Source organism: Streptomyces sp. UF-297, assembly GCF_058245575.1.
Window position 1 is genome coordinate 1 of the sequence record NZ_JBSIBZ010000037.1, and the last position, 26,932, is coordinate 26,932.

At 70.2% G+C, this 26,932-nt stretch carries 23 protein-coding genes and 3 tRNA genes; 11 read left to right on the plus strand and 15 right to left on the minus strand.

The window, feature by feature from the left end; all coding sequences use genetic code 11:
• Positions 1-28 precede the first annotated feature (28 nt).
• Positions 29-112 (minus strand) — tRNA-Leu (locus AC4IJH_RS21440).
• A gap of 425 nt (positions 113-537) precedes the next feature.
• Here AC4IJH_RS21440 and AC4IJH_RS21445 point away from each other — a divergent pair.
• From AC4IJH_RS21445 to pknB, 6 genes are all read left to right on the plus strand, one after another.
• Positions 538-1,368 carry an FHA domain-containing protein gene (locus AC4IJH_RS21445; RefSeq protein WP_490853418.1) on the plus strand — a complete coding sequence of 277 codons (831 nt, stop codon included), beginning with the start codon at positions 538-540 and terminating at the stop codon, positions 1,366-1,368.
• A 10-nt stretch (positions 1,369-1,378) separates the two neighbouring features.
• On the plus strand, positions 1,379-1,906 hold the full coding sequence (locus AC4IJH_RS21450) for an FHA domain-containing protein FhaB/FipA (RefSeq protein WP_490853419.1): 528 nt from the start codon (positions 1,379-1,381) through the stop codon (positions 1,904-1,906).
• Positions 1,907-2,034: 128 nt separating this feature from the next.
• Positions 2,035-3,594 carry a PP2C family protein-serine/threonine phosphatase gene (locus tag AC4IJH_RS21455; RefSeq protein WP_490853420.1) on the plus strand — a complete coding sequence of 520 codons (1,560 nt, stop codon included), beginning with the start codon at positions 2,035-2,037 and terminating at the stop codon, positions 3,592-3,594.
• A gap of 23 nt (positions 3,595-3,617) precedes the next feature.
• On the plus strand, positions 3,618-5,024 hold the full coding sequence (locus AC4IJH_RS21460; RefSeq protein ID WP_490853421.1) for an FtsW/RodA/SpoVE family cell cycle protein: 1,407 nt from the start codon (positions 3,618-3,620) through the stop codon (positions 5,022-5,024).
• Entirely contained in the window at positions 5,021-6,490 is a 1,470-nt protein-coding gene (locus tag AC4IJH_RS21465) for a peptidoglycan D,D-transpeptidase FtsI family protein (protein ID WP_490853422.1), read from the plus strand. Before AC4IJH_RS21460 ends, AC4IJH_RS21465 begins: the two co-directional genes overlap by 4 nt.
• Positions 6,491-6,636: 146 nt before the next feature.
• Entirely contained in the window at positions 6,637-8,637 is a 2,001-nt protein-coding gene (pknB, locus tag AC4IJH_RS21470; protein WP_490853423.1) for a Stk1 family PASTA domain-containing Ser/Thr kinase, read from the plus strand.
• Positions 8,638-8,716: 79 nt separating this feature from the next.
• Here pknB and AC4IJH_RS21475 read toward each other — a convergent pair whose 3' ends face one another.
• From AC4IJH_RS21475 to AC4IJH_RS21500, 6 genes are all read right to left on the minus strand, one after another.
• On the minus strand, positions 8,717-9,451 hold the full coding sequence (locus AC4IJH_RS21475; RefSeq protein WP_490853424.1) for a class E sortase: 735 nt from the start codon (positions 9,449-9,451) through the stop codon (positions 8,717-8,719).
• A 24-nt stretch (positions 9,452-9,475) separates the two neighbouring features.
• A complete protein-coding gene (locus AC4IJH_RS21480) occupies positions 9,476-10,912 on the minus strand; it encodes a class E sortase (RefSeq protein WP_490853425.1) in 1,437 nt (478 codons plus the stop codon).
• Positions 10,909-11,547, minus strand: coding sequence for an aminodeoxychorismate/anthranilate synthase component II (locus tag AC4IJH_RS21485; protein WP_490853426.1), 639 nt, complete (start codon positions 11,545-11,547; stop codon positions 10,909-10,911). Before AC4IJH_RS21485 ends, AC4IJH_RS21480 begins: the two co-directional genes overlap by 4 nt.
• Positions 11,544-11,720, minus strand: a complete 177-nt coding sequence (locus tag AC4IJH_RS21490; protein ID WP_490853427.1) for a hypothetical protein — start codon at positions 11,718-11,720, stop codon at positions 11,544-11,546. The genes AC4IJH_RS21485 and AC4IJH_RS21490 overlap by 4 nt, the downstream gene beginning before the upstream one ends.
• A 103-nt stretch (positions 11,721-11,823) precedes the next feature.
• Positions 11,824-12,522 (minus strand): class E sortase, encoded by a 699-nt coding sequence (locus tag AC4IJH_RS21495; protein ID WP_490853428.1) that lies wholly within the window; start codon positions 12,520-12,522, stop codon positions 11,824-11,826.
• A gap of 42 nt (positions 12,523-12,564) precedes the next feature.
• Positions 12,565-13,335, minus strand: coding sequence for a DUF881 domain-containing protein (locus AC4IJH_RS21500; protein WP_490853429.1), 771 nt, complete (start codon positions 13,333-13,335; stop codon positions 12,565-12,567).
• Between the two features lie 188 nt (positions 13,336-13,523).
• Between AC4IJH_RS21500 and crgA the strand changes: the two genes are divergently transcribed.
• Positions 13,524-13,781, plus strand: a complete 258-nt coding sequence (gene crgA / locus AC4IJH_RS21505) for a cell division protein CrgA (RefSeq protein WP_490853430.1) — start codon at positions 13,524-13,526, stop codon at positions 13,779-13,781.
• A gap of 291 nt (positions 13,782-14,072) precedes the next feature.
• Here the strand turns inward: crgA and AC4IJH_RS21510 are convergent, their stop codons facing one another.
• Both AC4IJH_RS21510 and AC4IJH_RS21515 read right to left on the minus strand, forming a co-directional pair.
• Positions 14,073-14,972, minus strand: a complete 900-nt coding sequence (locus tag AC4IJH_RS21510; RefSeq protein WP_490853431.1) for a rhomboid family intramembrane serine protease — start codon at positions 14,970-14,972, stop codon at positions 14,073-14,075.
• Positions 14,973-15,137: 165 nt separating this feature from the next.
• Positions 15,138-15,671 (minus strand): peptidylprolyl isomerase, encoded by a 534-nt coding sequence (locus AC4IJH_RS21515; RefSeq protein WP_490853432.1) that lies wholly within the window; start codon positions 15,669-15,671, stop codon positions 15,138-15,140.
• Positions 15,672-16,055: 384 nt separating this feature from the next.
• Between AC4IJH_RS21515 and AC4IJH_RS21520 the strand changes: the two genes are divergently transcribed.
• Positions 16,056-16,775: a DUF5324 family protein gene (locus AC4IJH_RS21520; RefSeq protein WP_490853433.1), complete on the plus strand. Its 720-nt coding sequence runs from the start codon at positions 16,056-16,058 to the stop codon at positions 16,773-16,775.
• A 484-nt stretch (positions 16,776-17,259) separates the two neighbouring features.
• On the plus strand, positions 17,260-18,627 hold the full coding sequence (locus AC4IJH_RS21525; protein ID WP_490853434.1) for a cytochrome P450: 1,368 nt from the start codon (positions 17,260-17,262) through the stop codon (positions 18,625-18,627).
• A gap of 146 nt (positions 18,628-18,773) precedes the next feature.
• On the opposite strand, the gene AC4IJH_RS21530 is transcribed toward AC4IJH_RS21525, so the two are convergent.
• Positions 18,774-18,846 (minus strand) — tRNA-Ala (locus tag AC4IJH_RS21530).
• 129 nt (positions 18,847-18,975) lie between these two features.
• Between AC4IJH_RS21530 and AC4IJH_RS21535 the strand changes: the two genes are divergently transcribed.
• Together AC4IJH_RS21535 and AC4IJH_RS21540 are read left to right on the plus strand one after the other, a co-directional pair.
• On the plus strand, positions 18,976-19,524 hold the full coding sequence (locus AC4IJH_RS21535) for a helix-turn-helix domain-containing protein (protein WP_490853435.1): 549 nt from the start codon (positions 18,976-18,978) through the stop codon (positions 19,522-19,524).
• Positions 19,525-19,612: 88 nt separating this feature from the next.
• Positions 19,613-21,112, plus strand: a complete 1,500-nt coding sequence (locus AC4IJH_RS21540) for a serine/threonine-protein kinase (protein WP_490853436.1) — start codon at positions 19,613-19,615, stop codon at positions 21,110-21,112.
• A 24-nt stretch (positions 21,113-21,136) separates the two neighbouring features.
• On the opposite strand, the gene AC4IJH_RS21545 is transcribed toward AC4IJH_RS21540, so the two are convergent.
• The 5 genes from AC4IJH_RS21545 to gyrA form a co-directional block, all read right to left on the minus strand.
• Complete coding sequence (locus AC4IJH_RS21545) at positions 21,137-22,615, minus strand: hypothetical protein (RefSeq protein WP_490853437.1); 1,479 nt, start codon at positions 22,613-22,615, stop codon at positions 21,137-21,139.
• 403 nt (positions 22,616-23,018) lie between these two features.
• Positions 23,019-23,153, minus strand: coding sequence for a DLW-39 family protein (locus tag AC4IJH_RS21550; RefSeq protein WP_003958712.1), 135 nt, complete (start codon positions 23,151-23,153; stop codon positions 23,019-23,021).
• Positions 23,154-23,330: 177 nt separating this feature from the next.
• Positions 23,331-23,407, minus strand: a tRNA-Ile gene (locus AC4IJH_RS21555).
• A gap of 83 nt (positions 23,408-23,490) precedes the next feature.
• Positions 23,491-24,249: a DUF3566 domain-containing protein gene (locus AC4IJH_RS21560; RefSeq protein ID WP_490853438.1), complete on the minus strand. Its 759-nt coding sequence runs from the start codon at positions 24,247-24,249 to the stop codon at positions 23,491-23,493.
• A 15-nt stretch (positions 24,250-24,264) separates the two neighbouring features.
• On the minus strand, positions 24,265-26,889 hold the full coding sequence (gene gyrA, locus AC4IJH_RS21565) for a DNA gyrase subunit A (protein WP_490853439.1): 2,625 nt from the start codon (positions 26,887-26,889) through the stop codon (positions 24,265-24,267).
• Positions 26,890-26,932 lie beyond the last annotated feature (43 nt).

Here is a 26,932-nt window from a genome sequence, read left to right on the forward strand (position 1 = left end):
CCCCCCCCCCCCCCCCCCCTCGACTCTGTGCGCGAGGGGGGAGTTGAACCCCCACGCCCTTTCGGGCACTGGAACCTGAATCCAGCGCGTCTGCCTATTCCGCCACCCGCGCATGGGTGTTGTCTTTAGATTCTCTCACGCCCTCCGGACTGGTCCGTCCGGGTCTTGTGCGAGCGCCTTCCGACATGCAGAACATTAGCACGCTGTCGGGGGTGACTTCACATGCCTTCCGTCCGGCCCACCTCGACCGCACCCCGGCGCCCTTGTTCCGTCCTGACTCCCCCCGCGTCCGCCGCACCCGCCCCCGGGATCCGTGCGCCCCCGCACGGTAGGAGAGAGCGGCGGTTGCGGGACACTGTCAGCGGGGCACATCTACGATCGCAGTGAGCAAGCACTCAGGACCGGTGGGCAACCTTGTGAGGGGCGACACTCGTCCCTAAGGCGGGAAAGGGGAACCAGCCGATTTCCCGACGCGTGGATACGATCAGTAAGCAGTATCAGGACGACCCCGACGAAGACTGAGGAAGGAGGTGCCCCGTGGGAGTACTGAAGCGCTTCGAGCAGCGACTCGAAGGTCTCGTCAACGGCACCTTCGCCAAGGTGTTCAAGTCCGAGGTGCAGCCCGTCGAGATCGCCGGCGCCCTCCAGCGCGAGTGCGACAACAACGCCACCATCTGGAACCGCGACCGCACGGTCGTCCCGAACGACTTCATCGTCGAACTGAGCACCCCCGACTACGAGCGCCTGAGCCCTTACAGCGGCCAGCTCGGCGACGAGCTCTCCGGCATGGTCCGCGACTACGCCAAGCAGCAGCGCTACACCTTCATGGGCCCCATCAAGGTGCACCTGGAGAAGGCGGAGGACCTGGACACGGGTCTGTACCGCGTGCGCAGCCGCACCCTGGCCTCCAGCACGTCCCAGGAAAGCCCCGGCCAGGCCGCCGCGGCCCAGCGCCCCACCGCTCCCCGTCCCGCCCCCTCCGGCGGCCATGTGGGCCCGCCCCCCATGCCGTCCGCGCCGCCGCCCGGCGCGCACCCCGCTCCCCGTACCGCACCGCCCGCCGGCGCCGGTCCGCAGCCCTACGCCCAGACCCGGCGCTGGATCGAGATCAACGGCACCCGCCACCAGATCTCCCGCCCGACGATGGTCCTGGGCCGCAGCACCGAGGCGGATGTGCGCATCGACGACCCGGGGGTGTCCCGTCGCCACTGCGAGATCCGGGTCGGAACGCCCCCCACGGTCCAGGATCTGGGTTCGACCAACGGCATCGTGGTGGACGGGCAACACACCACCCGCGCTAATCTCCGCGACGGCTCGCGGATCGTCGTGGGCAGTACCACCATCGTTTACCGGCAAGCCGAAGGGTGAAGCGGGGGCAATGTCAGAGCTGACCCTCACGGTCATGCGGTTGGGTTTCCTCGCCGTACTGTGGCTGTTCGTCATCGTGGCCGTACAGGTCATCCGCAGCGATCTGTTCGGCACGCGCGTCACACAGCGCGGTGCCGCCCGGCGCGGCGGGCAGGAGGCCCGTACGACGCAGCGCCAGGCCGCCGCGCCACCACAGCAGCGCCGCCAGGAAAGCGGCCGCGGCAACAACCGTCAGCGCCGGGGAGCCCCCACAAAGCTGGTGGTCTCGGAGGGCACATTGACGGGCACCACCGTCGCTCTCCAGGGCCAGACCATCACCCTGGGCCGGGCGCACGACTCCACGATCGTGCTGGACGACGACTACGCCTCCAGCAGGCATGCCAGGATCTACCCGGACCGAGACGGCCAGTGGATCGTCGAGGATCTCGGGTCCACCAACGGCACTTATCTCGACCGGACCCGGCTCACGACCCCGACACCGATTCCGTTGGGTGCCCCGATCCGCATCGGCAAGACCGTCATCGAGCTGCGGAAGTAGTGCTACGTCATGAAAGAGCGCGAGCGGAGCGAGCGAGCCGCGGCGGTCCACTCGACGGACCCGGGCGTGCTCCCGACCGGAGGGTGGGCACCGTGCGGATGTACCCGGAGCCGACGGGCGAGGTGCGCATGAGTCTGTCACTGCGCTTCGCCGCCGGATCGCACAAGGGCATGATCCGGGAAGGCAACGAGGACTCCGGCTACGCCGGCCCCCGGCTGCTCGCCATCGCCGACGGCATGGGCGGCCAGGCCGCCGGTGAGGTCGCCTCCTCCGAGGTGATCTCCACCCTCGTCCAGCTCGACGACGACGTCCCGGGCTCCGACATCCTCACCTCGCTCGGCACCGCCGTACAGCGCGCCAACGACCAGCTGCGCGTGATGGTCGAGGAGGACCCGCAGCTGGAGGGCATGGGCACCACGCTCACCGCCCTTTTGTGGACCGGGCAGCGGCTCGGCCTCGTCCACGTCGGCGACTCCCGCGCCTATCTGCTGCGCGACGGCGTCCTCACCCAGATCACCCAGGACCACACCTGGGTACAGCGCCTGGTCGACGAGGGCCGGATCACCGAAGAGGAAGCCACCACCCACCCGCAGCGCTCCTTGCTGATGCGCGCGCTGGGCAGCGGCGACCACGTCGAACCGGACCTCTCCATCCGGGAGGTGCGCGCCGGGGACCGCTATCTGATCTGCTCGGACGGCCTGTCCGGAGTGGTCAGCCACCAGACGCTGGAAGAGACCCTCGCCAGCTACCACGGCCCGCACGAGACGGTGCAGGAGCTCATCCAGCTCGCGCTGCGCGGCGGCGGCCCGGACAACATCACCTGCATCGTCGCCGACGTGCTGGACGTGGACGTCACCGACACCCTGGCGGGGCAGCTCAACGACACCCCCGTCATCGTCGGCGCGGTCGCGGAGAACCAGCAGCAGCTCAGCGACCCCTCCACGCTCCAGACCCCGGCGGCCCGCGCCGCCGAACTGGGGCGCCACCGGGACGTACCGCCGCCCCCAGGAGGCGCGTTCGGCCCGCCCGGAAGCGGCGGACCGGACGTCGGGGGCCCTGCGCAGGGCTCCTTCGGCGCGTTCATGGACGAGGAGTACATCAAGCCCGAGCGGCGCGGTAAGTGGATCAAGCGTTCGCTGATCATCGCGCTGGCGCTGGCCGTGGTCGGCGGCGGGCTGTACGCGGGCTACCGCTGGACCCAGACCCAGTACTTCGTCGGTGCCAAGGACGACCACGTCGCGCTCTATCAGGGCATCAGCCAGGACCTGGCGTGGATCAAGCTCAACAAGGTCGACGAGGACCACCCCGAGATCGAACTCAAGTACCTACCGGTGTGGCAGCGCACCCAGGTCAAGGAGACGATCGCCGCCGACGGCCGCAACCAGGCCCTTGAGCGGGTAGCCGAACTGGGCCGGCAGGCCAACGCCTGCAAGTCCAAGGAACAGCGCGAGACGGCCGAGCGCGACGCCGCCCGCGAAAAGGGCGAGGGCCAGGCCGGCGGTACGGCCGGGCAGAAGCCCGGGACCCCCGGCAAGCCCGGCACCACCCAGAAGCCCGGCGCCGGCGCCGAGGCCGGCACGCTCGCGAGCCTGGCCACCACCGCGCCCACACCCACACCGACCACCTCCGGCCAGGCCCCGTCCGAGGAGCAGCAGAAGCTGGAGAAGAATTGCAGCACCCAGCAGTGAGGGCGTAGGGGGCCGTAGATCTCATGAGCAGTACCACCACAACCACGATCGGTACCTTCGCGCCACCGAGCCGCCGCAACACCGAGCTGGCGATGCTCGTCTTCGCGGTGCTGATCCCGGTGTTCGCCTACATCAACGTCGGCCTGGCCAAGGACGGGTCGGTCCCCGCCGGCGTGCTCGGCTACGCGCTGGGCCTGGTGCTGCTGGCGGGCATCACGCACCTGGTCGTGCGCAAGTGGGCACCGTACGCCGACCCGCTGATGCTGCCGCTGGCCGTGCTCCTGAACGGCCTGGGCCTGGTGTTCATCTGGCGCCTGGACCAGGAGCCGTCCATCAGCACACCCAAGCTGGGCGGCGCCATGGCCCCCGGACAGCTGATGTGGTCCACGCTGGGCATCGCGCTGTTCCTGGCCGTCCTGGTCTTCCTCAAGGACCACCGCGTCCTGCAGCGCTACACCTACATCTCCATGGTCGTGGCGCTGGTCCTGCTGGCCGCCCCGATGTTCTTCCCCGGCGTCAACGGCGCCAAGATCTGGATCCAGACCCCGGTCGGATCGCTGCAGCCCGGCGAGTTCGCCAAGATCATCATCACCGTCTTCTTCGCCGGCTACCTGATGGTCAAGCGCGACGCCCTGGCCCTGGCCAGCCGCCGCTTCATGGGCCTGTACCTCCCGCGCGGCCGCGACCTGGGCCCGATCCTGGTCATCTGGGCGATCAGCCTGATGATCCTGGTCTTCGAGACCGACCTGGGCACCTCGCTGCTCTTCTTCGGCCTCTTCGTGATCATGCTGTACGTCGCCACCGAGCGGACCAGCTGGATCGTCTTCGGCCTGCTGCTCTCGGCGGGCGGCGCGGTGGCGGTGGCCACCTTCGAGTCGCACGTCCAGTCGCGTGTCCACAACTGGCTCAACCCCCTCGAGCTGCAGTGCTCGGCCCCCGACCAGTGCGGTGTGACCGAGACCGCCAACGCCATGTACTCCTTCGGCTCCGGCGGCATCCTCGGCTCCGGCCTCGGCCAGGGCTTCTCCCGCCTCATCGGCGGCATCGCCACCAAGAGCGACTACATCCTCGCCACCGTCGGCGAGGAGCTGGGCCTGGCCGGCCTGATGGCGATCCTGCTGCTGTACGGCCTGCTCATCCAGCGCGGTATCCGCACCGCGCTCGCGGCCCGCGACCCGTTCGGCAAGCTGCTGGCCATCGGGCTCTCCGGCGCCTTCGCCCTGCAGGTCTTCGTCGTCGCCGGCGGCGTCACCGGCCTGATCCCGCTCACCGGCATGACGATGCCCTTCCTCGCCCAGGGCGGCTCCTCCGTGATCGCCAACTGGGCGCTGGTCGCGATCCTGCTGCGGATCAGCGACACCGCGCGCCGCCCCGCACCCGCGCCGGCGCCCTCCCCCGACGCCGAGATGACCCAGGTGGTCCGTCCGTGAACAAGCCGCTGCGCCGGGTCGCGATCTTCTGCGGCCTGCTGGTTCTGGCCCTGCTGGTACGCGTCAACTGGGTGCAGTTCGTCCAGGCGGACGCCCTGAAGAACGACGACCGCAACCGGCGCGTGGCCATCGAGCGCTACGCCAAACCGCGCGGCAACATCATCGTGGACGGCAAGGCCGTCACCGGCTCCACCGTCACCGACTTCGGCGACTTCAAGTACAAGCGCACCTACAAGGACGGCCCCATGTGGGCGCCGGTCACCGGGTACGCCTCCCAGGCCTTCGGCGCCAACCAGCTGGAGAAGCTCAACGACGGCATCCTGACCGGCACCGACGACAAGCTCTTCTTCAGCCGTACGGTCGACATGTTCACCGGCGGCAAGCAAAAGGGCGGCGACGTCGTCACCACGCTGGACGCCAAGGCCCAGAAGGCCGCCTACGACGGCCTGGGCGACAAGAAGGGCGCGGTCGCCGCGATCAACCCGGAGACCGGCGCGATCCTGGCCCTGGTCAGCAAGCCCTCCTACGACCCGTCCACGTTCGCGGGGATGAGCGACAAGGACTCCAAGGCGTACAACGCGCTGCTGAAGAAGAACGACGACAGCGACCCGATGCTCAACCGGGCGCTGCGCCAGACCTACCCGCCGGGTTCCACCTTCAAGGTCGTCACCGCCGCCGCCGCGCTGGAGAACGGCCTCTACAAGAACATCGACGACAAGACGAACTCCCCGCTGCCCTGGAAGCTGCCGCTGTCCGTCAAGGAGCTGCACAACGAGGGCAACCTGCCGTGCGAGAACGCCACGATGCGCGAGGCGCTGCGGGTCTCGTGCAACACCGTCTTCGGCAAGATGAGCGACGACCTCGGCAACAAGAAGATGAAGGCCGAGGCCGAGAAGTTCGGCTTCAACCACCCCGAGATCGACACCCCGGTGCGGGCCGCGGAGTCCGTCTACCCCGTCGACAACCGGCCGCAGAACGCGATGGCCGGCATCGGGCAGGCCTCCAACCGCGCCACCCCGCTGCAGATGGCGATGATCACCGCGGCCATCGCCAACGGCGGCACCCTGATGAAGCCGTACATGGTCGAGCAGCTGGTCGCGCCGAACCTCAACGTCATCCAGCAGCACACCCCCGAGGAGCTGAGCCGGCCGCTGAAGCCGGAGAACGCCCAGCAGCTCCAGCAGGCCATGGAGACCGTCGTCAAGGACGGCACCGGCAAGGCCGCCCAGATCGGGGGAGGCATCACCGTCGGCGGCAAGACGGGTACCGCCCAGCACGGTGAGAACAACAAGGACAACCCGTACGCCTGGTTCATCTCCTACGCCAAGACCGACAAGGGCACGCCGGTGGCGGTCGCCGTCGTCGTGGAGAGCTCGGACACCCTGCGCGACGACATCGCGGGCGGCAGGCTCTCCGCACCCATCGCCAAGGCCGTCATGGAGGCGGTGCTGGACGGTAAGAAGTGACCCCGGTCACGCCAATACCGGTCGCATATCAGGTGCCGGTCGCGTCCGGGTCCCATGTGGCGTGCCGGGTACGGTATGCCCGAACAGCACACCGCCGGACCACACACGGGTGCGGTCGGGACTGACGGAGAGGGCTGGAGAAGCTTATGGAAGAGCCGCGTCGCCTCGGCGGCCGGTACGAGCTGGGCTCGGTGCTCGGCCGCGGTGGCATGGCCGAGGTCTACCTCGCCCATGACACCCGGCTCGGCCGCACCGTGGCGGTGAAGACGCTCCGGGTGGACCTCGCCCGCGATCCGTCCTTCCAGGCCCGGTTCCGCCGTGAGGCCCAGTCGGCCGCCTCGCTGAACCACCCGGCGATCGTCGCGGTGTACGACACCGGCGAGGACTACGTCGACGGTGTCTCGATCCCGTACATCGTCATGGAGTACGTCGACGGCTCCACGCTGCGTGAGCTGCTGCACTCCGGCCGCAAGCTGCTGCCCGAGCGCTCGCTGGAAATGACGGTCGGCATCCTCCAGGCCCTGGAGTACTCGCACCGCAACAACATCGTGCACCGCGACATCAAGCCGGCCAACGTCATGCTGACGCGCACCGGCCAGGTCAAGGTCATGGACTTCGGCATCGCCCGCGCGATGGGCGACGCCGGCATGACGATGACGCAGACCGCGGCCGTCATCGGCACCGCCCAGTACCTCTCCCCGGAGCAGGCCAAGGGCGAGCAGGTCGACGCACGCTCGGACCTGTACTCCACCGGCTGTCTGCTCTACGAGCTGCTCACGGTCCGGCCCCCCTTCGTCGGCGACTCCCCGGTCGCGGTCGCCTATCAGCACGTACGGGAAGAGCCGAACCCGCCGAGCACCTTCGACCCCGAGATCACGCCCGAGATGGACGCCATCGTCCTGAAGGCGCTGGTCAAGGACCCCGACTACCGCTATCAGTCGGCGGATGAGATGCGCGCCGACATCGAGGCGGCGCTGGACGGCCAGCCGGTGGCGGCCACCGCGGCCATGGGCGCGGTGGGCTTCGACCAGGACCAGCCCACCGCGATGCTGCGTCCCCAGGACCCGGCAGGCGCGAAGACCGCCATGCTGCCGCCGGCCAACCCGGACGACGGCGCCTACGAGGACCGGCCCGACCGGCGCCGTGGAGGCGGCCAGAAGAAGAGCCACACCTCCACGATCCTGCTGATCGTGGCGGGCATCCTCGTGCTGGTCGGCGCGGTCTTCATCGGCAAGGCGATGTTCAGCGGCAACAAGCCCGACAGCAAGGTGAAGGTCCCCAGCCTCGTCGGCGACTCCCTCTCGGGCGCCAAGGCGCAGGGCACCAACGGCTCCTTCAAGGTCGCCGAGGGCGAGACCAAGCCCTGCGAGGACGTCAAGAAGGGCCAGATCAGCGCGCAGGCCCCGAAGGCCGGCACGATGATCGAGAAGGACGGCACGGTCACGGTCACGCTGTGCTCGGGGCCGGAGAAGGTCGCGGTCCCCGACGTGAAGGGCTACACCTTCGACAAGGCCAAGTCGATGCTGGCCGACAAGGGCTTCAAGAACGTCGAGCAGACCACCGAGATCTCCTCCCAGACGCCCGGCGTGGTCATCAAGCAGGACCCCGATCCGCAGTCCGAGCAGGCCAAGGACGCGACGATCACGCTGACCGTCGCCAGGGCGGAGGAGAAGCAGAACGTCCCCGTCGTCACGGGCCAGGACTTCGCCAAGGCCTCCAAGCAGCTCTCCGACCTCGGCTTCAACGTCAGCAAGACCGAGGAGGAGACCTCCGATCCGAACCAGGTCGGCAAGGTCATCAAGCAGAGCCCGGACGGCAACACCCCGGCCAAGAAGGGCTCCACGGTCACCCTCACCGTCGGCAAGGCCGCCGCCGAGGAGAAGGTCGCGGTCCCCGAGCTGCGCAACTCCAAGCTCAAGGACGCCAAGAAGGCCCTGACAGACCTGGGTCTGGCCGTGGGCAGCGTCACCGGCCCGTCGGACGACAACGCCACCGTGGTGGCGTCCCAGCCGGGCACCGGCCAGCAGGTCGCCAAGAACACCCCCGTCAACCTCGTCACGATGCCCGGCACCGGCGGGGGCGACAGCGACTCCGGCGGCGAGGACGACGGCGGCTTCATCAGCGGCCCGTGGGGTCGGCGCCACTGAGGCAGCAGCACCCACCCTGGTCAACGCGAAAGCCCCGGAAGCCCGTTGAGGGCCCCGGGGCTTTCCCGTACCTGGGTCGCTAGCGCAGTTCCTTGGGGGGTGTGCGGTCGGCGTCGACCTTCTCGGTGCGTTCCAGCTCGCCCCACACGATGTAGCGGTAGGTGGAGGTGTAGACCGGGGTGCAGGTCGTCAGGGTGATGAAGCGGCCCGGCTTGCGCTTGCCGGACTCCTTGGGCACCGGGTCCAGGACCTCGACGTTGTACTTCGTGGTCTCCGGCAGGGTCGCGTAGACCTTGTAGATGTACCAGGTGTCCTTGGACTCGAAGACGATCGGGTCGCCGTCCTTGAGCTTGTCGATGTTGTGGAACTTCGCGCCGTGGCCGTCGCGGTGCGCGGCGAGGGTGAAGTTGCCCTTCTTGTCCTGCGGCAGCGCCGACTTGACCGGCTCGGTGTAGTAGCCGGCCACACCGGCGTTCAGCGTCTTGGCGTCGGTGCCCTTCTTGACCAGCACCTCGCCGTTCTTCATGGCCGGTACGTGCAGGAAGCCGATGCCGTCCTTGGTGTCCAGGGCGCCGGGGCCGGTGTCCTTGGCCCAGTGCTGACGCACCTTGTCACCCTCCTTGCCCGCCTCGCGGTCGGCCAGGACGTTGGTCCACCACAGCGAGTAGGCGACGAAGAGCCCCAGGATCAGGCCCGCGGTGATCAGCAGCTCGCCGATGACGCTGACGACGGCGGCGATGCGCCTGCGTACCTGGCGAGGCCGAGGCGACGGCGCGGACGGGCCGGTGTCCTCGTCGTGTCCGGTGGCAGTCACCGCGTAGTACCCCTCTTACCTCGCTCAGCTGACGAGCGCGTCCGGCTTGCCCTTGCTCCGCGGCCGCTCCTCGACCATCTTGCCCCAGACGATCATTCGATACGTACTGGTGAACTCCGGGGTGCAGGTCGTCAGGGTGATGTAACGGCCCGGTCCGGTGAATCCGGAGCCGGTCGGTACGGGATCGATCACCGCGACGTTGCTGGGGGAGGTCTGCGGGAGGATGCCGGCCATTTCGTAGGTGTAGAACGTGTCCCGCGTCTCGACGACGATCTTGTCGCCCTTCACGAGCTTGTTGACGTAACGGAAGGGCTCGCCATGGGTGTTGCGGTGGCCGCCCACCGCGAAGTTGCCCTTCTTGTCCCAGGGCATCGCCGTCTTGAGCTTGCCCTCGCCGTAGTGACCGACCATGCCCTTGTCCAGCACGCCGTTCTTGCTGATGCCCTCGGCGACGGGGACCTTCACGTCCAGCTTGGGGATGTACATGATCGCGAAGCCCTGGCCGGGCGAGAAGGCGCCCGCCGAGCGGTCCGGCGCACCGCCGCCGTCCCACTGCTGCTGCAGGTTGTCGGCCTCGCCGCCCGCCTCCTGGTGGGCCAGCACATTGGTCCACCACAGCTGGTAGGTGACGAACAGCAGCATCAGCACGCCGAGGGTGATGAACAGCTCTCCCACCGCGCGGCTGGCGATGACGCTGGGGCTGTCCTTGCGTGCCTTCGCGGCCCGGCGGGCCTCCATGCGGGTCATGGGGGCGGTGCTCGCGGCGGGCTTCTCGGCGGCCGGGGATCCGGCGCCGTTTCGGGCTCGCCTGCCGCCCCGCTTGGCCGCCTTGCGCCGGGCGGCGCGTCCCCCGGTCGGCACGGCCGTCTCGGTTTCACGTGAAACGGTGTCCCGCACACGCTCGTCGTCCGGCCCGGCGGAGGTGCCGGTGTCCCCCTCGGCCTCCTCGGTCTGCGTTGCCTGCCGCAGCGCCATGGTCGCGTCGTCCAGCGGCGGTTCGGGGGACGGGGCGGGGCCGGGTACGGGCTCCGGTATGGAGGCGGGGGCGGCTATGGGCTCGTACGGATCGGTCTGCGGGTCCAGGCCCGGGGCGGGGCCCTGCGCGTAGGAGACCGGCGCGGCCGGGGCCACGGGCTGCTGGTGCGGCCGGAACCACGGGGAGCCCTGCGTCCCGGCCGCTTGCTCCGGCTGCGGGGCGGCCTGCCGCGGCGGTGCGGTGCGCTGTCCGGCCGTCTGAGCGGGCTGCGTCTCCTCCCGTACGAAGCGCGGCGGCCGGGGCTGGCGGTGCTCCGGCTGCTGCGGGCGGGGCGCCTCGGCGGCCCGCTGCCCAGGGAGCGGGTCGTTGAGCGGGTCCGCCAGCTGTCCCACGGCCTCCTCGAAGGCGGCATCGTCCGCGTACCCGCCGTACGGGTCCCGCGGCTCGTGGTCCTGCCCTTCGCGCTCGGGGCGCAGGGCGGTCACGCGCCGGCCTTGCCGACCACCGGGGCGAGCCCCGTCGAACGCTCCACGGCCGAGGTGTCGCCGCACTCCGCCAGCCAGTTGGCGAGCATGCGGTGGCCCCACTGCGTCAGTACGGACTCGGGGTGGAACTGCACGCCCTCGACGGACAGTTCACGGTGGCGCAGCCCCATGATGATGCCGTCCTCGGTCCAGGCGGTGACCTCGAGTTCGCCCGGCAGCGCGGCGGGTTCGGCGGCCAGGGAGTGGTAGCGGGTGGCGGTGAAGGGAGAGGGCAGGCCGCTGAAGACGCCGGTGCCCTCGTGGGTCACCAGGGACGTCTTGCCGTGCAGCAGCTCGGGGGCGCGGTCCACCACCCCGCCGTAGGCGACCGCCATGGACTGCATGCCCAGGCACACGCCGAAGACCGGGACGCCGGTGGCCGCGCAGTGCCGGACCATCTCCACGCAGACCCCGGCCTGCTCGGGAGCGCCCGGCCCGGGGGAGAGCAGCACCCCGTCGAAGCCGTCCTGGGCGTGCGCGAGCTCGACCTCGTCATTGCGCAGCACCTCGCACTCGGCCCCCAGTTGGTAGAGGTACTGCACGAGGTTGAAGACGAAGCTGTCGTAGTTGTCTACGACGAGAATGCGTGTGGTCATCGTCCGGCCCCCGCCCCTTCGTCGACGGTGACGTCGTTGAAGGGCAGCAGCGGCTCCGCCCACGGGAAGACGTACTGGAACAGTACGTAGACGATCGCCAGCACGAGCACGGCCGAAATCAGCGCCTTCACCCATGCGTTGCCCGGCAGATGCCGCCAGATCCAGCCGTACATGCTGTCGCTGCCCCTACTTGCCGATGACCGTGACCATGTTGATGTCTGTCGATTGATGCCGTTTGCCACACCAGACTAAAGGGCGACGCACGGGGCTGGTGGGTCAGCCGGGCAAAGCCGACGGCCTTCCCTTCGCGACGGGTTGGGTGGAATCCAGATGCGCCCAGACGATCAGCCGGTGGCTGTGGCCCCACTCCGGCTCGCAGGTCGTCAGGGTCAGATAGCGGCCGGGGCCTTCGTACCCCGACTTGCGCGGTACGGGATCGATGACGCCGATGTCGGTGGGCACGGTGGTGTAGGGCCGGTTGTCGATGCGGTAGGTGAACCAGGTCGTGCCGTCGGTGAGCACCACCGCGTCGCCGGGCCGCAGCCGGGGGAAGTCCTTGAAGGGGTCGCCGTAGGTGCGGCGGTGCCCGGCGACGGAGAAGTTCCCGGTGGCGCCGAGGCGGGCGGTGCGGTCGTAGTGGCCCAGGCCCTTCTTGAGGGTGCCGGTGGCGGTGCCTTCCAGGACGGGCTTGGCCCAGTCCTCGCCCAGGCGCGGGATGTACATGACGGCGAAGGCCCGGCCGTCCTCGTAGGCGGCCTGCCGGGGTGTGCCGGGCGGCGCCTGCGGGGGCGCGCCGTCCTGCCCGGCGTTCTGCCCGGTGGACCAGCGGTCCTGGAGTCTGCCGATCTCGCCGTCCATCGCGCTGTCGGCCCGTACGCCCGTCCACAGCAGGACGTACACGACGAACAGGACGATCAGGGTGCCGATGGTGACGCAGACCTCGCTGAACGCCCGGACGATCGACCGCACCGTCATTCCGGCTCCGCCCCCTTCCGCTCCGCGCGCGGGGCGCGCGGTCTACGGCTTCACAGGCTGTGCGTAGTGGAGATCCACTGTGCCGGAGTAGCCGGGAAGAGTCACCGTCTCGTGCTGGTCGACTTTCCATCCGAGCCCGTAGGCGTTGACGTACTGCATGTAGTTCTGGATCGCGGGGGCCGCGGTCAGGGCCCGGGACAGCTCCTTGCGGTCGCCGACGGCGGTGACCTTGTAGGGCGGGGAGTAGACCCGGCCCTGGAGGATGAGGGTGTTGCCCACGCAGCGCACGGCGCTGGTGGAGATCAGCCGCTGGTCCATGACCTTGATGCCCTTGGCGCCGCCCTGCCACAGGGCGTTGACCACGGCCTGGAGGTCCTGCTGGTGGATGACGAGGTCGTTGGGCTGCGGGTCGGGCACGCCGGGGATCTTGGCGGTGGCGTTGGGCGGCGCGTCGGTGAGCGTGACGGTCAGCCCCTGGCCCTGCAGCTGCTTGGTGCCGGCGTCCTTCTCCAGCGCCTGGAGCTTGGCGTCCTCGGCCTTGGAGCTGCCGTCGTCGCGCTGGGCGAGGCCGTCGACCTCCTCGCGCAGGGTGGCGTTGCGGTCGTCGTGGGCGCCGTTCTTCTGGCTGCGTTCCTGGATGAGGTCCGACAGGCGCAGCATCGAGTCGTCCGAGCGCAGGTTCGTGCCGCGGGCCGTGTCGAAGCTGAGCCAGAAGATCAGACCGGCCAGCGCGAAGACGGCCAGGGTCAGCAGGCGCAGGGGCCGCAGACGGCGGCGCGCGGGGCGGTCAGGGAAGTCAGCGGAATTGCTCAACGTACCCTTACTCCTTACTACGCCGCGGAAGCACTACGCTAACGGACGCCCGGGGGAAGGAACCGCTCCCCGTCGCTTCCTCGCCCGGCAGCCCTTTCCGTTCCCCTATATCCCCGCGCGGATGGGGGCACCGCCCGCTCGAGCCAAGCCGAGAGTGGGGGAGCAGCGCATCGACAGGAGAGTTCCTCGTGCCGAAGTCACGGATCCGCAAGAAGGACGACTTCACGCCGCCGCCGGCGAAGCAGACCACCAGTCTCAAGCTGAATTCCGGCCGCCGCTGGGTCGCTCCGCTGATGCTGGCGATGTTCCTGATCGGCCTGGCGTGGATCGTGCTCTTCTACGTGACCGAGGGCAAGCTGCCCATCAGCTCCATGGGCAACTGGAACATCGTGTGCGGCTTCGGCTTCATCGCGGTGGGCTTCGGCGTATCCACTCAGTGGAAGTAGCGCAAGCCCTGCCCAAGGCCATCCACACTGTTATCCACAGCCGGGGAAAACTTCAGAAGATCTGTGGATAACTTCCCGGACGTTGACGCCGGTGTGATCGGCAGCCCACCCACAGGCTGCCCCGCACCCCTTGTCCCTGCTGGGAAAACGCAGATCCGTCCGGCTCGGGACACCCGTTCCCCACAGCGTGCACAAGATCCGGCACTCGCTGTGGACAACCGGTACGGAAACGGCCCCACAACGGGCCTCCGAGAGGCCTGTGTGGGGCCGGTGAGGGGCCGCGGAACCCGCTCAGCCCAGGAGCTGAGCGGTCCGTACCCCCACCACCGCGACGATCACGAGCAGCGCCGCCGCACAGGTCGCGCCCTGCACGAGAGCGCGGCGCTCCCGGGGCGCGTGCACCATCCCGTACGCCACCGCGGCACCGATCACCAGGCCGCCGACGTGCGCCTGCCAGGCGATGTCCGGCCACAGGAAGGTGATGGCCAGGTTGAGGCCGAGCAGGATCAGGACCGGCCGCATGTCGTAGTTCAGGCGGCGCATCAGCACGGCCGTGGCGCCGAGCAGGCCGAAGATCGCGCCGGAGGCGCCCAGCGAGGGCTGGTTCTGGGCGGCGAGCAGATACGACAGGGCGCTGCCGCCCAGCGCGGAGATCAGATACAGCGCGAGGAAGCGGGCCCGGCCCAGCGCCGCTTCCAGCGGGGGGCCCAGCCACCACAGCGAGAGCATGTTGAAGGCGATGTGCATGACCTGCTGGTGCAGGAACGCCGCGGTCAGCAGGCGGTACCACTCGCCCTCGGCGACGCCGACGAGCTGACCCTGCTGGGGGTCGAAGGCGAGCCCCAGCATCTCCAGGCCGCTCACGATGCGGGAATCGGTGGCCAGGACCGCGACGAAGACCGCGAGGTTCAGCCCGAGCAGGATCTTGGTGATCAGCCGGGGGTCCGCGGTGAGCGCGCCGCCGGCGACCGTACGGGGCTGATTGGCCTCGGGGGCATGGCCCGTACCGCTGCCGCCGCGGACGCAGTCCGGGCACTGGAAGCCGACCGAGGCGCTGACCATGCAGTCGGGGCAGATGGGCCGCTCACATCGGGTGCAGCGGATGCCCGTGGTGCGGTCGGGGTGGCGGTAGCAGCCGGGCACCTCGCCCTCGCCCCGCGCGTCCTGCGGGCTGCTCGACGCCTGGTCCATCCCTGCCTCATCTCTCCCGTGCGCGGATGCGCTGCTCATGGCCTACCCGCGCGGCGTACGAGCATGACCACGCCGCCCGGATCCGCCCCCTGAAAGAACCTCCGCCCCGCCTGGTCTACGACCGGACGGGGCGCGATGGTTCCCTGAGGCGGGACGCGGCGGCGATCAGCCCTCGCGCGTCTCGATGACGACCGACTCGATGACGACGTCCTGGACCGGACGGTCGGTGCGCGGGTTGGTCTGGGTGCCGGCGATGGCGTCCACGACCTTCTTGCTCGCGTCGTTGGTGACCTCACCGAAGATGGTGTGCTTGCCGGTCAGCCACGTGGTCGGGGAGACCGTCACGAAGAACTGCGAGCCGTTGGTGCCCGGGCCGGCGTTGGCCATGGCCAGCAGGTAGGGCTTGTTGAAGGCCAGGTCCGGGTGGAACTCGTCCTTGAACTCGTAGCCCGGGCCGCCGGTGCCGTTGCCCAGCGGGTCCCCGCCCTGGATCATGAAGCCGCTGATCACACGGTGGAAGACCGTGCCGTCGTACAGCTTGTCCGTGGACTTCTTGCCGGTCGCCGGGTGGGTCCACTCGCGCTCGCCCTTGGCGAGCTCGACGAAGTTCTTGACCGTCGTCGGGGCGTGGTTCGGCAGGAGCCGAATCTCGATGTCGCCCTGATTGGTCTTCAGGGTGGCGTAGAGCTGCTCAGCCACGATCTACCTTCCAATAAGTCTGCACTGACGGTTCCCGATCCTCGCACGGACCGCCCCCGGGGTGCCCGACCACCACCCCACAACGGCCCCGGACCCCCTTCCTCCACCGTTCTTTCTCCGTACTTTCCCGTTTCCCGCCCCTCGCCCGCACTTTGCCCGCATCTGATCCGCCCGCAACGAGTAGGCGCCGAATCGCAGCGCGCCGCACAAAAGCGTGGCATTGTCATCAACAGGCTCCAGATGGTCCCCAATGACCCGGATGCCCGCTCGCACATGCTCCATGCGGCATGAGCAGGCATGATCTTCAATCGGGTGGACAGGCGACACAGCAGACATTGGGGTACAACCCCATACCCCGGACACGCCACCGAGGAGGAGGATCCCGTGACCCGCAAGGACAGCGTGCGCGCCGCGACCGGTTCGGCCAAGGACAGCGTGCGGCACGCCGCGGAGGTGGTAGCTCCGTATGCCGGCACGGCCAAGGAGGCCGCCGTGCACTACGCGCACGAGGCCCGTACCCGACTGGCCCCCAAGGTGGCCGAGGCCGCGCATCAGGCCCGCACCCAGTACGACACGCGTCTGCACCCGCGTATCGAGCACGCCCGCGGCTCGCTGCCGCCCAAGGTGGACGCCGCGGCGACCCGGGCCGCCGAGCGCACCCGCCAGGCCGCCCGGCAGGCGGCCGACTACACCGCGCCGCGCGTGGAGCACGCCGTGAGCAGTGCCAGGGCCGCCGCCGAGCCGGTGCGCGAGCAGGCCCTGTCCCGCGGTACGGCCGCACTCGCCGCGCTGCGCGGCCAGGTGTCGGCCGCCGAGATCGAGAAGCTCGCCAAGAAGCACCGGCGCCGCGCGCGGGCCGGTAAGGCCGCCAAGCGCCTGGCGGTGCTGGGCATCCTGGCGGGCGGCGCGGTCGCCGCCTGGAAGTGGTGGGACAAGCAGGCCAACCCCGACTGGCTGGTCGAGCCGCCGGCCCCCACCGAGGTCAGTGGGCGCGCGCCGCTCACCTCGGTGGACGGCAGCGCGGACGCCGCCTCCCTGGACCCCGAGGTACAGGCCAAGCAGGCCGAGGCGGAGGCCGAGGAGCGCGGCGGCGGCCAGAAGTAAGGGCCGCACAGGCAAGGACCGGCAGGCAAAAGGGCCCGCGGCCCCGCACCGTCCTGGCACCGGTTTCCGGCGGGCGTCCCCACACCGGGGGCGCCCGCCGCTGCTGTGTGCGCGCCTCCGCGGCGGCTCCCGCAGGGGCCCGGATCATTGTCCGGCGTCTTTGTCCCGGCCCTTTTGCGCTTTCGGACAAATACCGGGCCCTGCCACAGTGGACTCACCGGCGCCGCTGGAGTGAGTCCACGGGGGACGCACACGGGGGTGTCCGAGGGCCTGCGGGCCTTCGTATCGCGACACTCCAGCGCGCGCCGGTCCGAGGGATCGCGCGCGCCCGGAAGTTGTTCTTCCGCTTACGCGCGCCGGACGCGTGTCCCGGACCACCGCAGCGCCGCTCCCACGAATCGCGCGCCCCTGCCAACGGGGTTGTTGTGGTGCTCCCGAGCGAGTTGGCTGGTGACGACGGCGCCGGTCCCAGCACGGAGCGATCATGAACACCAGAATTGCGCCACCCACGGCACCGGGGGCCCTCCCCCTGCTCGGCCACGGCATCACCCTGCTGCGCCGCCCGCTGTCCTTCCTGGCCTCGCTGCCCGCCAGCGGCGACCTGGTCCAGATCAGACTGGGCCCCCAGCGGGTGTACGTCGCCTGCACCCCCGAGCTGACCCACCAGGTGCTCGTCGACGACCGCACCTTCGACAAGGGCGGGCTGCTCTTCGACCGCGTACGCGAGACCCTCGGCAACGGCCTGGGCACCTGCCCGCACCGCCACCACCGACGCCAGCGGCGCCTGCTCCAGCCCGCCTTCCACGCCGCCCGCCTCCCCCAGTACGGGCGCGTGATGACCGAGCAGATCACCGCCGTGACCAGCGCCTGGCGCGAGGGCCGGCCCGTCGACGTACTCACCGACATGCAGGCGCTCGCCGCGCGCACCCTCGTCGCCACGATGCTCGCCGATGTCACGCTCACCGGCACGGCCCTCACCGAGATGATCGAGGACCTCAACACCCTGCAGCGGGGCTTCCACCGGCGGATGTTCATGCCGCCGGCGCTGCAGCGGCTGCCCGTCCTGGGCAACCGCCGCTACAACCAGGCCGGGGCACGTCTGCGCGAGACCATCGGCCGTATCGTCGCCGACTACCGCGCCACCGGCACCGACCACGGCGATCTGCTCTCCGCGCTGCTGGCCGCCCGCGACCCCGCGGACCCGGACGCCGGGCTGCTGTCGGACACCGAACTGGTCGACCAGATCCTGACGTTCTCCTTCGCGGGCACGGAAACCACCGGCAGCCTCCTGGCCTGGGCCCTGCACCTGATGGCCCGCCACCCCGAGATCGAGGCGGAGCTGCACCACGAGGCCGACACCGTGCTGGACGGCACCGCCGCCACGTACGAGGACCTGCCCCGCCTGGAGGTGACCGGGCGCATCATCACCGAGACCCTGCGGCTGTACCCGCCCGGCCATCTGCTCACCCGCACCAGCACCTGCGACACCGAACTGGACGGCCGGTTCATCCCCGCCCACGCCACCGTCGCCTACAGCCCCTACCTGATCCACCAGCGGCCGGACCTCTACCCCGAGCCCCAGCGCTTCGACCCGGACCGGTGGAAGGACGCCCCCGGCCTCGCGGCGGCCCCGCGCGGCACCCTGGTCCCCTTCGGCGGCGGCGCCCGCAAGTGCATCGGCGACATCTACGCCGTCATCGAGGCCACCCTCGCCCTGGCCACCGTCGCCGCCCACTGGCAGCTGCGGCCCGCGCCGGGCAGCCAGGTACGGCCCGCGCCGGGCATCACGCTCGTCCCCCGCGGCCTGACCATGCTGCCCACTCCCCGCAAGCGGGCGGCCGACGCGGTGTGAGGCTTGTGTACGGACGCGCACACACCGCACACACATCGGCGCACACCCTGCGCACACACGGGCGCCGGTAGCCACCGGCAGGCACCAGTCGGCATGCAAAAGCCCCTCCGACCTGCGTTTTCGCAGCTCGGAGGGGCTCTGTGACGTGGAGCCTAGGAGAGTCGAACTCCTGACATCTGCCATGCAAAGACAGCGCTCTACCAACTGAGCTAAGGCCCCGTCGCGCTTCAGGATACCCGGTGCCGGGCACCTTCCCCGACCGGGTATCGCCGCTCGCGGGCCTCTCCGTAGGATGCTTCGCGAGATTCGCGGCAGCGAAGCGCGATCTGGGGAGACAGGGGAGAGGCCATGGACGCAGCACAGCAGGAAGCCACCGCACGTGCGCGGGAGCTGCAGCGCAACTGGTACGGGGAGCCTCTGGGAGCCCTGTTCCGCCGCCTCATCGACGATCTCGGCCTCAATCAGGCCCGGCTCGCCAACGTCCTGGGCCTGTCCGCCCCCATGCTGTCCCAGCTGATGAGCGGCCAGCGCGCGAAGATCGGCAACCCCGCCGTCGTCCAGCGGGTGCAGGCCCTGCAGGAGCTGGCCGGGCAGGTCGCCGACGGCAGTGCCAGCGCCGCCGAGGCCACCGAGCGCATGGAGGAGATCAAGAAGTCGGCGGGCGGCTCGGTGCTCAACAGCACCGCGCAGACCACCTCCTCGACCGGGGCGACGACCGTGCGGCGCGTCGTACGGGAGATCCAGTCGCTGCTGCGGTCGGTCTCGGCGGCCGGCGACATCATCGACGCCGCGGACACCCTCGCCCCGACCCATCCCGAACTGGCAGAGTTCCTCCGGGTCTACGGCGCGGGCCGCACCTCGGACGCGGTCGCCCACTACGAGTCCCACCAGAACTGACCCCGGCGCTCGGCCGGCACACAGCAGCACACAGCGGGGCCCGGGGATCAGCGGACATCCGCGGAGCCCGGAGAGCGGACGGGGCGCTATGGGTGAGGTCTTCGCCGGCCGGTACGAGCTGGTCGACCCGATCGGACGGGGTGGCGTGGGCGCCGTCTGGCGCGCCTGGGACCACCGCAGGGTCCGCTACGTGGCGGCCAAGGTGCTCCAGCAGAGCGACGCGCACACCCTGCTGAGGTTCGTGCGCGAACAGGCGCTGCGGATCGACCACCCGCACGTGTTGGCCCCGGCGAGCTGGGCGGCCGACGACGACAAGGTGCTGTTCACCATGGACCTGGTGAGCGGCGGGTCGCTGGCGCACCTGGTGGGCGACTACGGGCCGCTGCCGCCGCGCTTCGTGTGCGTACTGCTGGACCAGCTGCTGTCCGGGCTGACGGCGGTGCACGCCGAGGACGTGGTGCACCGTGACATCAAACCCGCCAACATCCTGCTGGAATCCACCGGTACCGGGCGCCCGCACCTGCGGCTGTCCGACTTCGGGATATCCATGCGCAAGGGCGAGCCGCGGCTGACCGAGACCAATTACGTGGTGGGGACGCCCGGTTACTTCGCGCCCGAGCAGATGCTCGGCGCCGAGCCGGACTTCCCCGCGGACCTCTTCGCCGTCGGCTTGGTCGCGCTGTACCTGCTGACGGGCGCCAAGCCCGACGCGCAGGCGCTCATCCAGCACTTCGCGCGGCACGGCACCCCCGGCGCCCCCGAGGGCGTGCCCGAGCCGCTGTGGCAGGTGCTGGCCAACCTGGTGCAGCCCGATCCCCAGGCGCGCTTCCGTACGGCCACGGGTGCGCGCAAGGCGCTGCTGGCGGCGGTGGAGCTGCTGCCGGAGCCGACGGTGGAGGAGGAACTGGTCGAGGTCTTCGACCACATCGGGCCGCTGCCCGCGGGCTTCGGGCCGACGGGGCCGCTCACGGACGGCGGGGCCACGGGCGGCGCGGTCACCGGAGGCGCCGTCACGGGAGGCGCCGTCACGGGCAGCCGGGTGGCGGGCGGGCCGGCCGGCCACGGTCCGGCCACCGGTGTTTCGCCCGGCGGGAGTTCGCCTACGGGCGCGCCCTCCGCTCCCGGCTCCGGGACCGTACCCCCGCAGCCGGAAGCGGCCGCGAGCGGCGCCGCGCACACCCCGCCGCAGCCTCCCGCTCCCGAGCCCGCCATGTCGCAGACCGGCAGCTTCCAGCTCGCGCCGCCGCAGCAGCCCGCTCAGCCGCCGACGACGCCCCCCGGGCCGGTCCCGGCCGCCCCCGCCCAGCCGCCGTCGCAGCACCAGGTGCAGCACCAGGTGCAGCAGCAAGCGCCGTCACAGCCGCAGCCCGTGCCGCTGCAGCATCAGCCCGTGCCGCCGTACGAGCCGACGACCGCCGCCCGCCAGGACCCGGCGGCCACCCGCCCCTACACCGCGCCACCGGCCCCCGTACCGGCCCCACAGGCCCCGCAACGGCGGCCGGGACCGCCCCCGAAGGTGGCGGTCCCGGTGCTCGTCCTCGCGCTGCTGTGCATCGCCGTCGGCGTCTGGGCCCTGTCCGTCAGCTGACCGCGCCGCCAGGACCGCGGCCGCCTACCAGCCCTGCGGCGGCCCGAACTGCTGCGACTGCTGGGTCTGTTGACCGTAGGAGGGCGGCTGCTGCCCCGGCCCGCCCTGGGTCGGCTGCCCCTGCCCCGGCGCACCCCGGGACGGCTGCTCCAAGGCCTCCCGGCTCCCCTGTGAATACTGCGGCGGTACGCCACCGCCACCGGGCCCCGCGGCCCCTCCGGCACCACGCCGCGCCACCAGCACCCAGGCTCCCAGCCCCGCCAGCAGCACCACCCCGGCGCCGATCCCCGCGTACCCCACCGTCCGCAGCGTGCCGCTCCGCTCCGCCGCGGCCACCGACCGGCCCGTACCCGCCGCCTCCCGGTCCTGGTCGGAGACCGAGAAGTCCTTGGTGGGGACGCGGTAGGCGGGCCCTTTCCCGCGCGCCCCGTCCACCCCCACCCGCAGGGTCAGGTCGGCGTCCGTCGCGAAGAACTTCGCCGCGTCCGGATGCAGCGACACCGCGACGTAGTACCAGCCCGCGAAGCGCATCGCGCCGATCGCGTCGGTGGAGCTGAAGCGATTGCCGTAGTCCACCGGCGCGGTGAAGAACTTCACCGCGGCCGGTTTGCCGCCGTAGGAGACGAAGTCGCCCCCGCTGACCGCTCCGCGCGCCGGGTTGTAGACGCTCATCCCCAGCGCGTTGCTGAGGTGGCCCCTTCTCGGGCCCGGAGCGTCGGACAGCTCCGCGGACACGTTCAGGCGCTGCCCCCAGTCCAGCGGCACCCGGTAGAAGCGGGTCTGCCCCGGCCGGATCCGGTCCTTCCACACACCGCCGCCGACGGATGCCGCGTCGTTGAAGCCGGTCCCGCCGGAGGCCCGCCCGGGGGCCGCGCTGTCGTTCGTGGGCGGCGGCGGTGTCGCCGTGCTCCAGGATCCCGGCGCGGGCTGCTCGGGGGCGCTGCCCCTGACCCCCGGCTCGTCGAGGACCTTCAGCTCCACGGGCCAGGCGCCCGCCCCCGAGGTCAGCCGCCCCTCGCGCTTGAGGACGACGTAGTACGGGCCCGCCGACTGGCACGTGCTCTTGCCCGGCTCGATGCGGCGGGTGGCGTAGTCGGCGACGGGATAGGCCATCCTGCTGCCGCGGAAGACCGCGTTTCCCTCGGAGCCGCAGCTCCTGCCGCTGCTGTCCTGGATGCTGATCTTCAGCGAGTCGCCGTACGCCTCGCCCCTGCCGCCCGGCGCGGGCGCGGCCACCGCCGAGACATAGGCGTCCGAGGTGTCGTCCAGCGTGAGCGCGTACCACTTCTCGGCGCCGCGCTCGATGCTGTCGGTGTACGTACCGGCGCGCAGCCGCGGCGCCTGCGAGGCCCGGTCCTTGCCCTGTACGGGGCGGGCGCCCTCGGCCGTGCGATAGCCGGACGGGGCCTGCTCCCCGGCCTGCGCCGCCGCCGGCCCCGTCACCACTACGGCCAACGCCGCCAGCGCCGCGCACCCGCTCCTGATCGCGCGCCACCTCACCACGAGCCACCCCTCATCGGATCCGAACTCCCGTCACCGCTGTGCTCCTTGTGCCGCCTGCGGGCGCGCAGGTACGCCACCACCGGACCGGCAGCCCATCCTCCACCGCCCCGTCCCAACTGTCCGCAGGGCAACCGGAATCAGCAGGTGCGGCAGGTGCGGCAGCGCACGGTCGGCCGGTCGGCGAACTCCACGCCGTAGCGCAGCTGTTGCCCCCAGCTCACCGGCACCCCCGCCCACTCGCCTCGCGCACATCAACTTTGCTTTCGCAAGCAAAGTCATATGCGAAAGCAAATCAAAAGGGATGGTGATCACGGTCCCGCGGCATCACCACACAGCACAGACCCCGCCCACCGCCAGAAGCGGGGAGCGGGGTCTGTGGGAACTACTGTGTGCGTTCTGGGTCTCACACACCCGAACCTGCGGGCACGGAGTCGGTCGCCTCCGTCCACAGATCCTGCTCGGCGCGATCCGCCTGGATCTGGCGGTACACGAGGAGCCCGCCGATGGCGGCCAGTGCGACCAGGAGAAGCTTCTTCACCGCGCGACCTCGTCTTTCATTGACGTAGGGGACCTCTGGTGGCCGATGATACACACCGGCCGATACCGAACGGTGACCTGGCCCCTGGTCCGTCATCTTCCCCGGTCAGGCGCCAACTCCCGGTCCACACAAACGAATCGGCCCGGCCGGAGAATACGCCGGCCGGGCCGATCGCGCTGGTGGGGCTAACAGGACTTGAACCTGTGGCCTCTTCCTTATCAGGGAAGCGCTCTAACCGTCTGAGCTATAGCCCCGCGCTGCCCCTGAAGATTAGCGCACTTCAGAGGCGTTCCCAAAATCGGTTCCTCACGGACCCGGCTCCGGGCTCGTCACCGGCTCACTCGTCCTCGGCCAGCGTGAGCTCCACGCCGCCCACGAAGCCCGCCGAGAGGTTGTAGATGAAGGCCCCGAGCGTGGCCAGCGCGGTGGCCAGCACCACGTCGATCACCGCGATCAGGGAGGTGAACAGCAGCACCCTCGGCAGCGAGAGGAAGGACTGCAGATCGAAGCCCCCGCCGTCGCCCGAGCCCGTGGCCTCGCTGATCGTCCCGCCGACCGTGGAGAAGACGCCCATGGCGTCCATCACCATCCACAGCACCGAGACCGCCACGATCGTGCAGATGCCCAGCGCGATGGAGAGCAGGAAGCTGACCTTCATCACCGACCACGGGTCGGCCCTGGCCACCCGCAGCCGTGCCTTGCGCGTACGAGGAGCCGTGCGCGCACCGGTGCGCGGCCGGCGTACCGACTGCTGGGGTGCGCCGCCGCCCGCACCCGTGCGGTAGGCCTGCGGCGGCTGGTACGGCTGCTGCTGCCCGCTCTCGTGGGGCTGCTGCGGCTGTGGCTGCGCATGCGGCTGGGGCTGCGGCGCGGAGTGCGGTTGCTGGGGATACGGCTGTCGCGTATCGGTCACGGTTCCCCCCTGATAGGGGCCCTCCTGCTGGGGGCCGCCGGAAGTGACGGAGCCATGGGGCCCCGCGGAGCCACGAGACGCGGTGGAGCCACGGGCGCTGTCTTCCGTCACGGTTGCGGGCCCGGACCGGGAGCGCCTCTTGGCTCCCGACCCACCCGCCGCAGCGCCCGTGGCTCCACTCACGACCTACTCCTCGTGCTACTCCGCCGCGGGCTGCCCGCCCTCGGCCACCGCAGACTCGGTTCCCTCGGCCTCATCGGTCACATCGGGCCCCTCGGCCCCGTCAACCTCTTCGGCCTCACGACCGGCCTCGGCGTTCCGAGCGATGCCGACCACGGCATCGCGCTTGCCCAGGTTGATCAGTTGGACGCCCATGGTGTCACGGCCGGTCTCCCTGATCTCGTTGACCCGCGTACGGATCACGCCGCCGGACAGCGTGATGGCGAGGATCTCATCGGTCTCCTCGACCACCAGCGCGCCGACCAGCGAGCCCCGATCCTCCACAATCTTGGCGGCCTTGATACCGAGGCCGCCACGACCCTGCACGCGGTACTCGTCCACCGGGGTGCGCTTGGCGTAACCGCCGTCGGTGGCGGTGAAGACGAACGTACCGGCCCTGACCACATTCATCGAGAGCAGTTCGTCGTTCTCGCGGAAGCTCATGCCCTTCACGCCCGAGGTCGCACGCCCCATCGGACGCAGAGCTTCATCCGTAGCGGTGAACCGGATCGACTGGGCCTTCTTGCTGATCAGCAGCAGATCGTCCTCGGCCGAGACCAGCTCCGCGCCGATCAGCTCGTCGTCGCTGCCGTCCTCCTGCTCGCGCAGGTTGATGGCGATGACACCGCCCGAGCGCGGCGAGTCGTAGTCCTTCAGCGGCGTCTTCTTCACCAGTCCGGCCTTGGTGGCGAGCACCAGGTAGGGCGCGGCCTCGTAGTCGCGGATCGCCAGGATCTGGGCGATCTGCTCGTCCGGCTGGAAGGCGAGGAGGTTGGCGACGTGCTGGCCGCGCGCATCGCGCCCCGCGTCGGGGAGCTCGTAGGCCTTGGCCCGGTAGACCCGGCCCTTGTTGGTGAAGAACAGCAGCCAGTGGTGGGTGGTGGAGACGAAGAAGTGGTCGACGATGTCGTCTTCCTTCAGCTTCGTGCCGCGTACGCCCTTGCCGCCGCGCTTCTGGGAGCGGTAGTCGTCGGTCTTCGTACGCTTCACATAGCCGCCACGGGTGATCGTGACGACGATGTCCTCCTCGGCGATCAGGTCCTCGATGGACATGTCGCCCTCGAAGGGCACCAGCTTGGAGCGGCGGTCGTCGCCGAACTTCTCGACGATCGCGGCCAGTTCCTCGCTGATGATCTGGCGCTGGCGCTCCGGCGAGGCCAGGATCGCGTTGTACTCGTTGATCTTGGCCTGGAGCTCGTCGTGCTCCGCGGTGATCTTCTGGCGCTCCAGGGCGGCCAGCCGGCGCAGCTGCATCTCCAGGATCGCGTTGGCCTGGATCTCGTCGATGGACAGCAGGCCCATCAGGCCCTCGCGGGCGATCTCGACCGTCTCGCTGCGCCGGATCAGCGCGATGACCTCGTCGATGGCGTCCAGCGCCTTGAGCAGACCGCGCAGGATGTGCGCCCGCTCCTCGGCCTTGCGCAGCCGGAACTTCGTACGGCGGACGATGACCTCGACCTGGTGGGTCACCCAGTTGCGGATGAACGCGTCCAGCGAGAGCGTGCGCGGCACGCCGTCCACCAGCGCGAGCATGTTCGCGCCGAAGTTGGTCTGCAGGTCGGTGTGCTTGTAGAGGTTGTTCAGCACGACCTTGGCGACCGCGTCCCGCTTGAGCACGATGACCAGGCGCTGGCCGGTGCGCGAGGAGGTCTCGTCGCGGACGTCCGCGATGCCGCCGACCTTGCCGTCCTTGACCAGGTCGGCGATCTTCTGCGCGAGGTTGTCGGGGTTGACCTGGTAGGGGAGTTCGGTGACCACCAGGCACTGGCGGCCCTGGATCTCCTCGACCTCGACGACGGCCCGCATGGTGATCGAGCCGCGGCCCGTGCGGTAGGCGTCCTCGATGCCCTTGCGGCCCACGACCAGCGCGCCGGTGGGGAAGTCCGGGCCCTTGATGCGCTCCATGAGCGCGTCCAGCAGCTCCTCGTGGGAGGCCTCGGGGTGCTCCAGCGCCCACTGCGCACCGGCGGCGACCTCGCGCAGGTTGTGCGGCGGGATGTTGGTGGCCATACCGACCGCGATACCGGCCGAGCCGTTGATCAGCAGGTTGGGGAAGCGGGACGGCAGGACCGTCGGCTCCTGGTTACGGCCGTCGTAGTTGTCCTGGAAGTCGACGGTCTCCTCGTCGATGTCGCGGAGCATCTCCATGGAGAGCTGCTTCATCTTGCACTCGGTGTACCGCATGGCGGCGGCCGGGTCGTTGCCCGGGGAACCGAAGTTGCCGTTGGAGTCCACCAGCGGCATGCGCATCGACCAGGGCTGGGCCAGGCGGACCAGCGCGTCGTAGATGGAGGAGTCGCCGTGCGGGTGGTACGTACCCATCACGTCGCCGACGACGCGGGCGCACTTGTAGAAGCCCTTCTCGGGGCGGTAGCCGCCGTCGTACATCGCGTACAGGACGCGGCGGTGCACGGGCTTGAGGCCGTCCCGTACGTCCGGCAGCGCACGCGAGACGATGACGGACATCGCGTAGTCGAGGTAGGAGCGCTGCATCTCCGTCTCGAGCCCGACGGGCTCGACGCGCATGCCCACGCCCTCAACGGTGGCGGGCGTGCCTTCGGCGGTGACGCCGTCCGGGGTCACAGGGGTGTTCTCGTCGGCCATGGTGGTTCAAAGTCCTTTCGAGCTGCGGCTGGTGTGAGGGCCG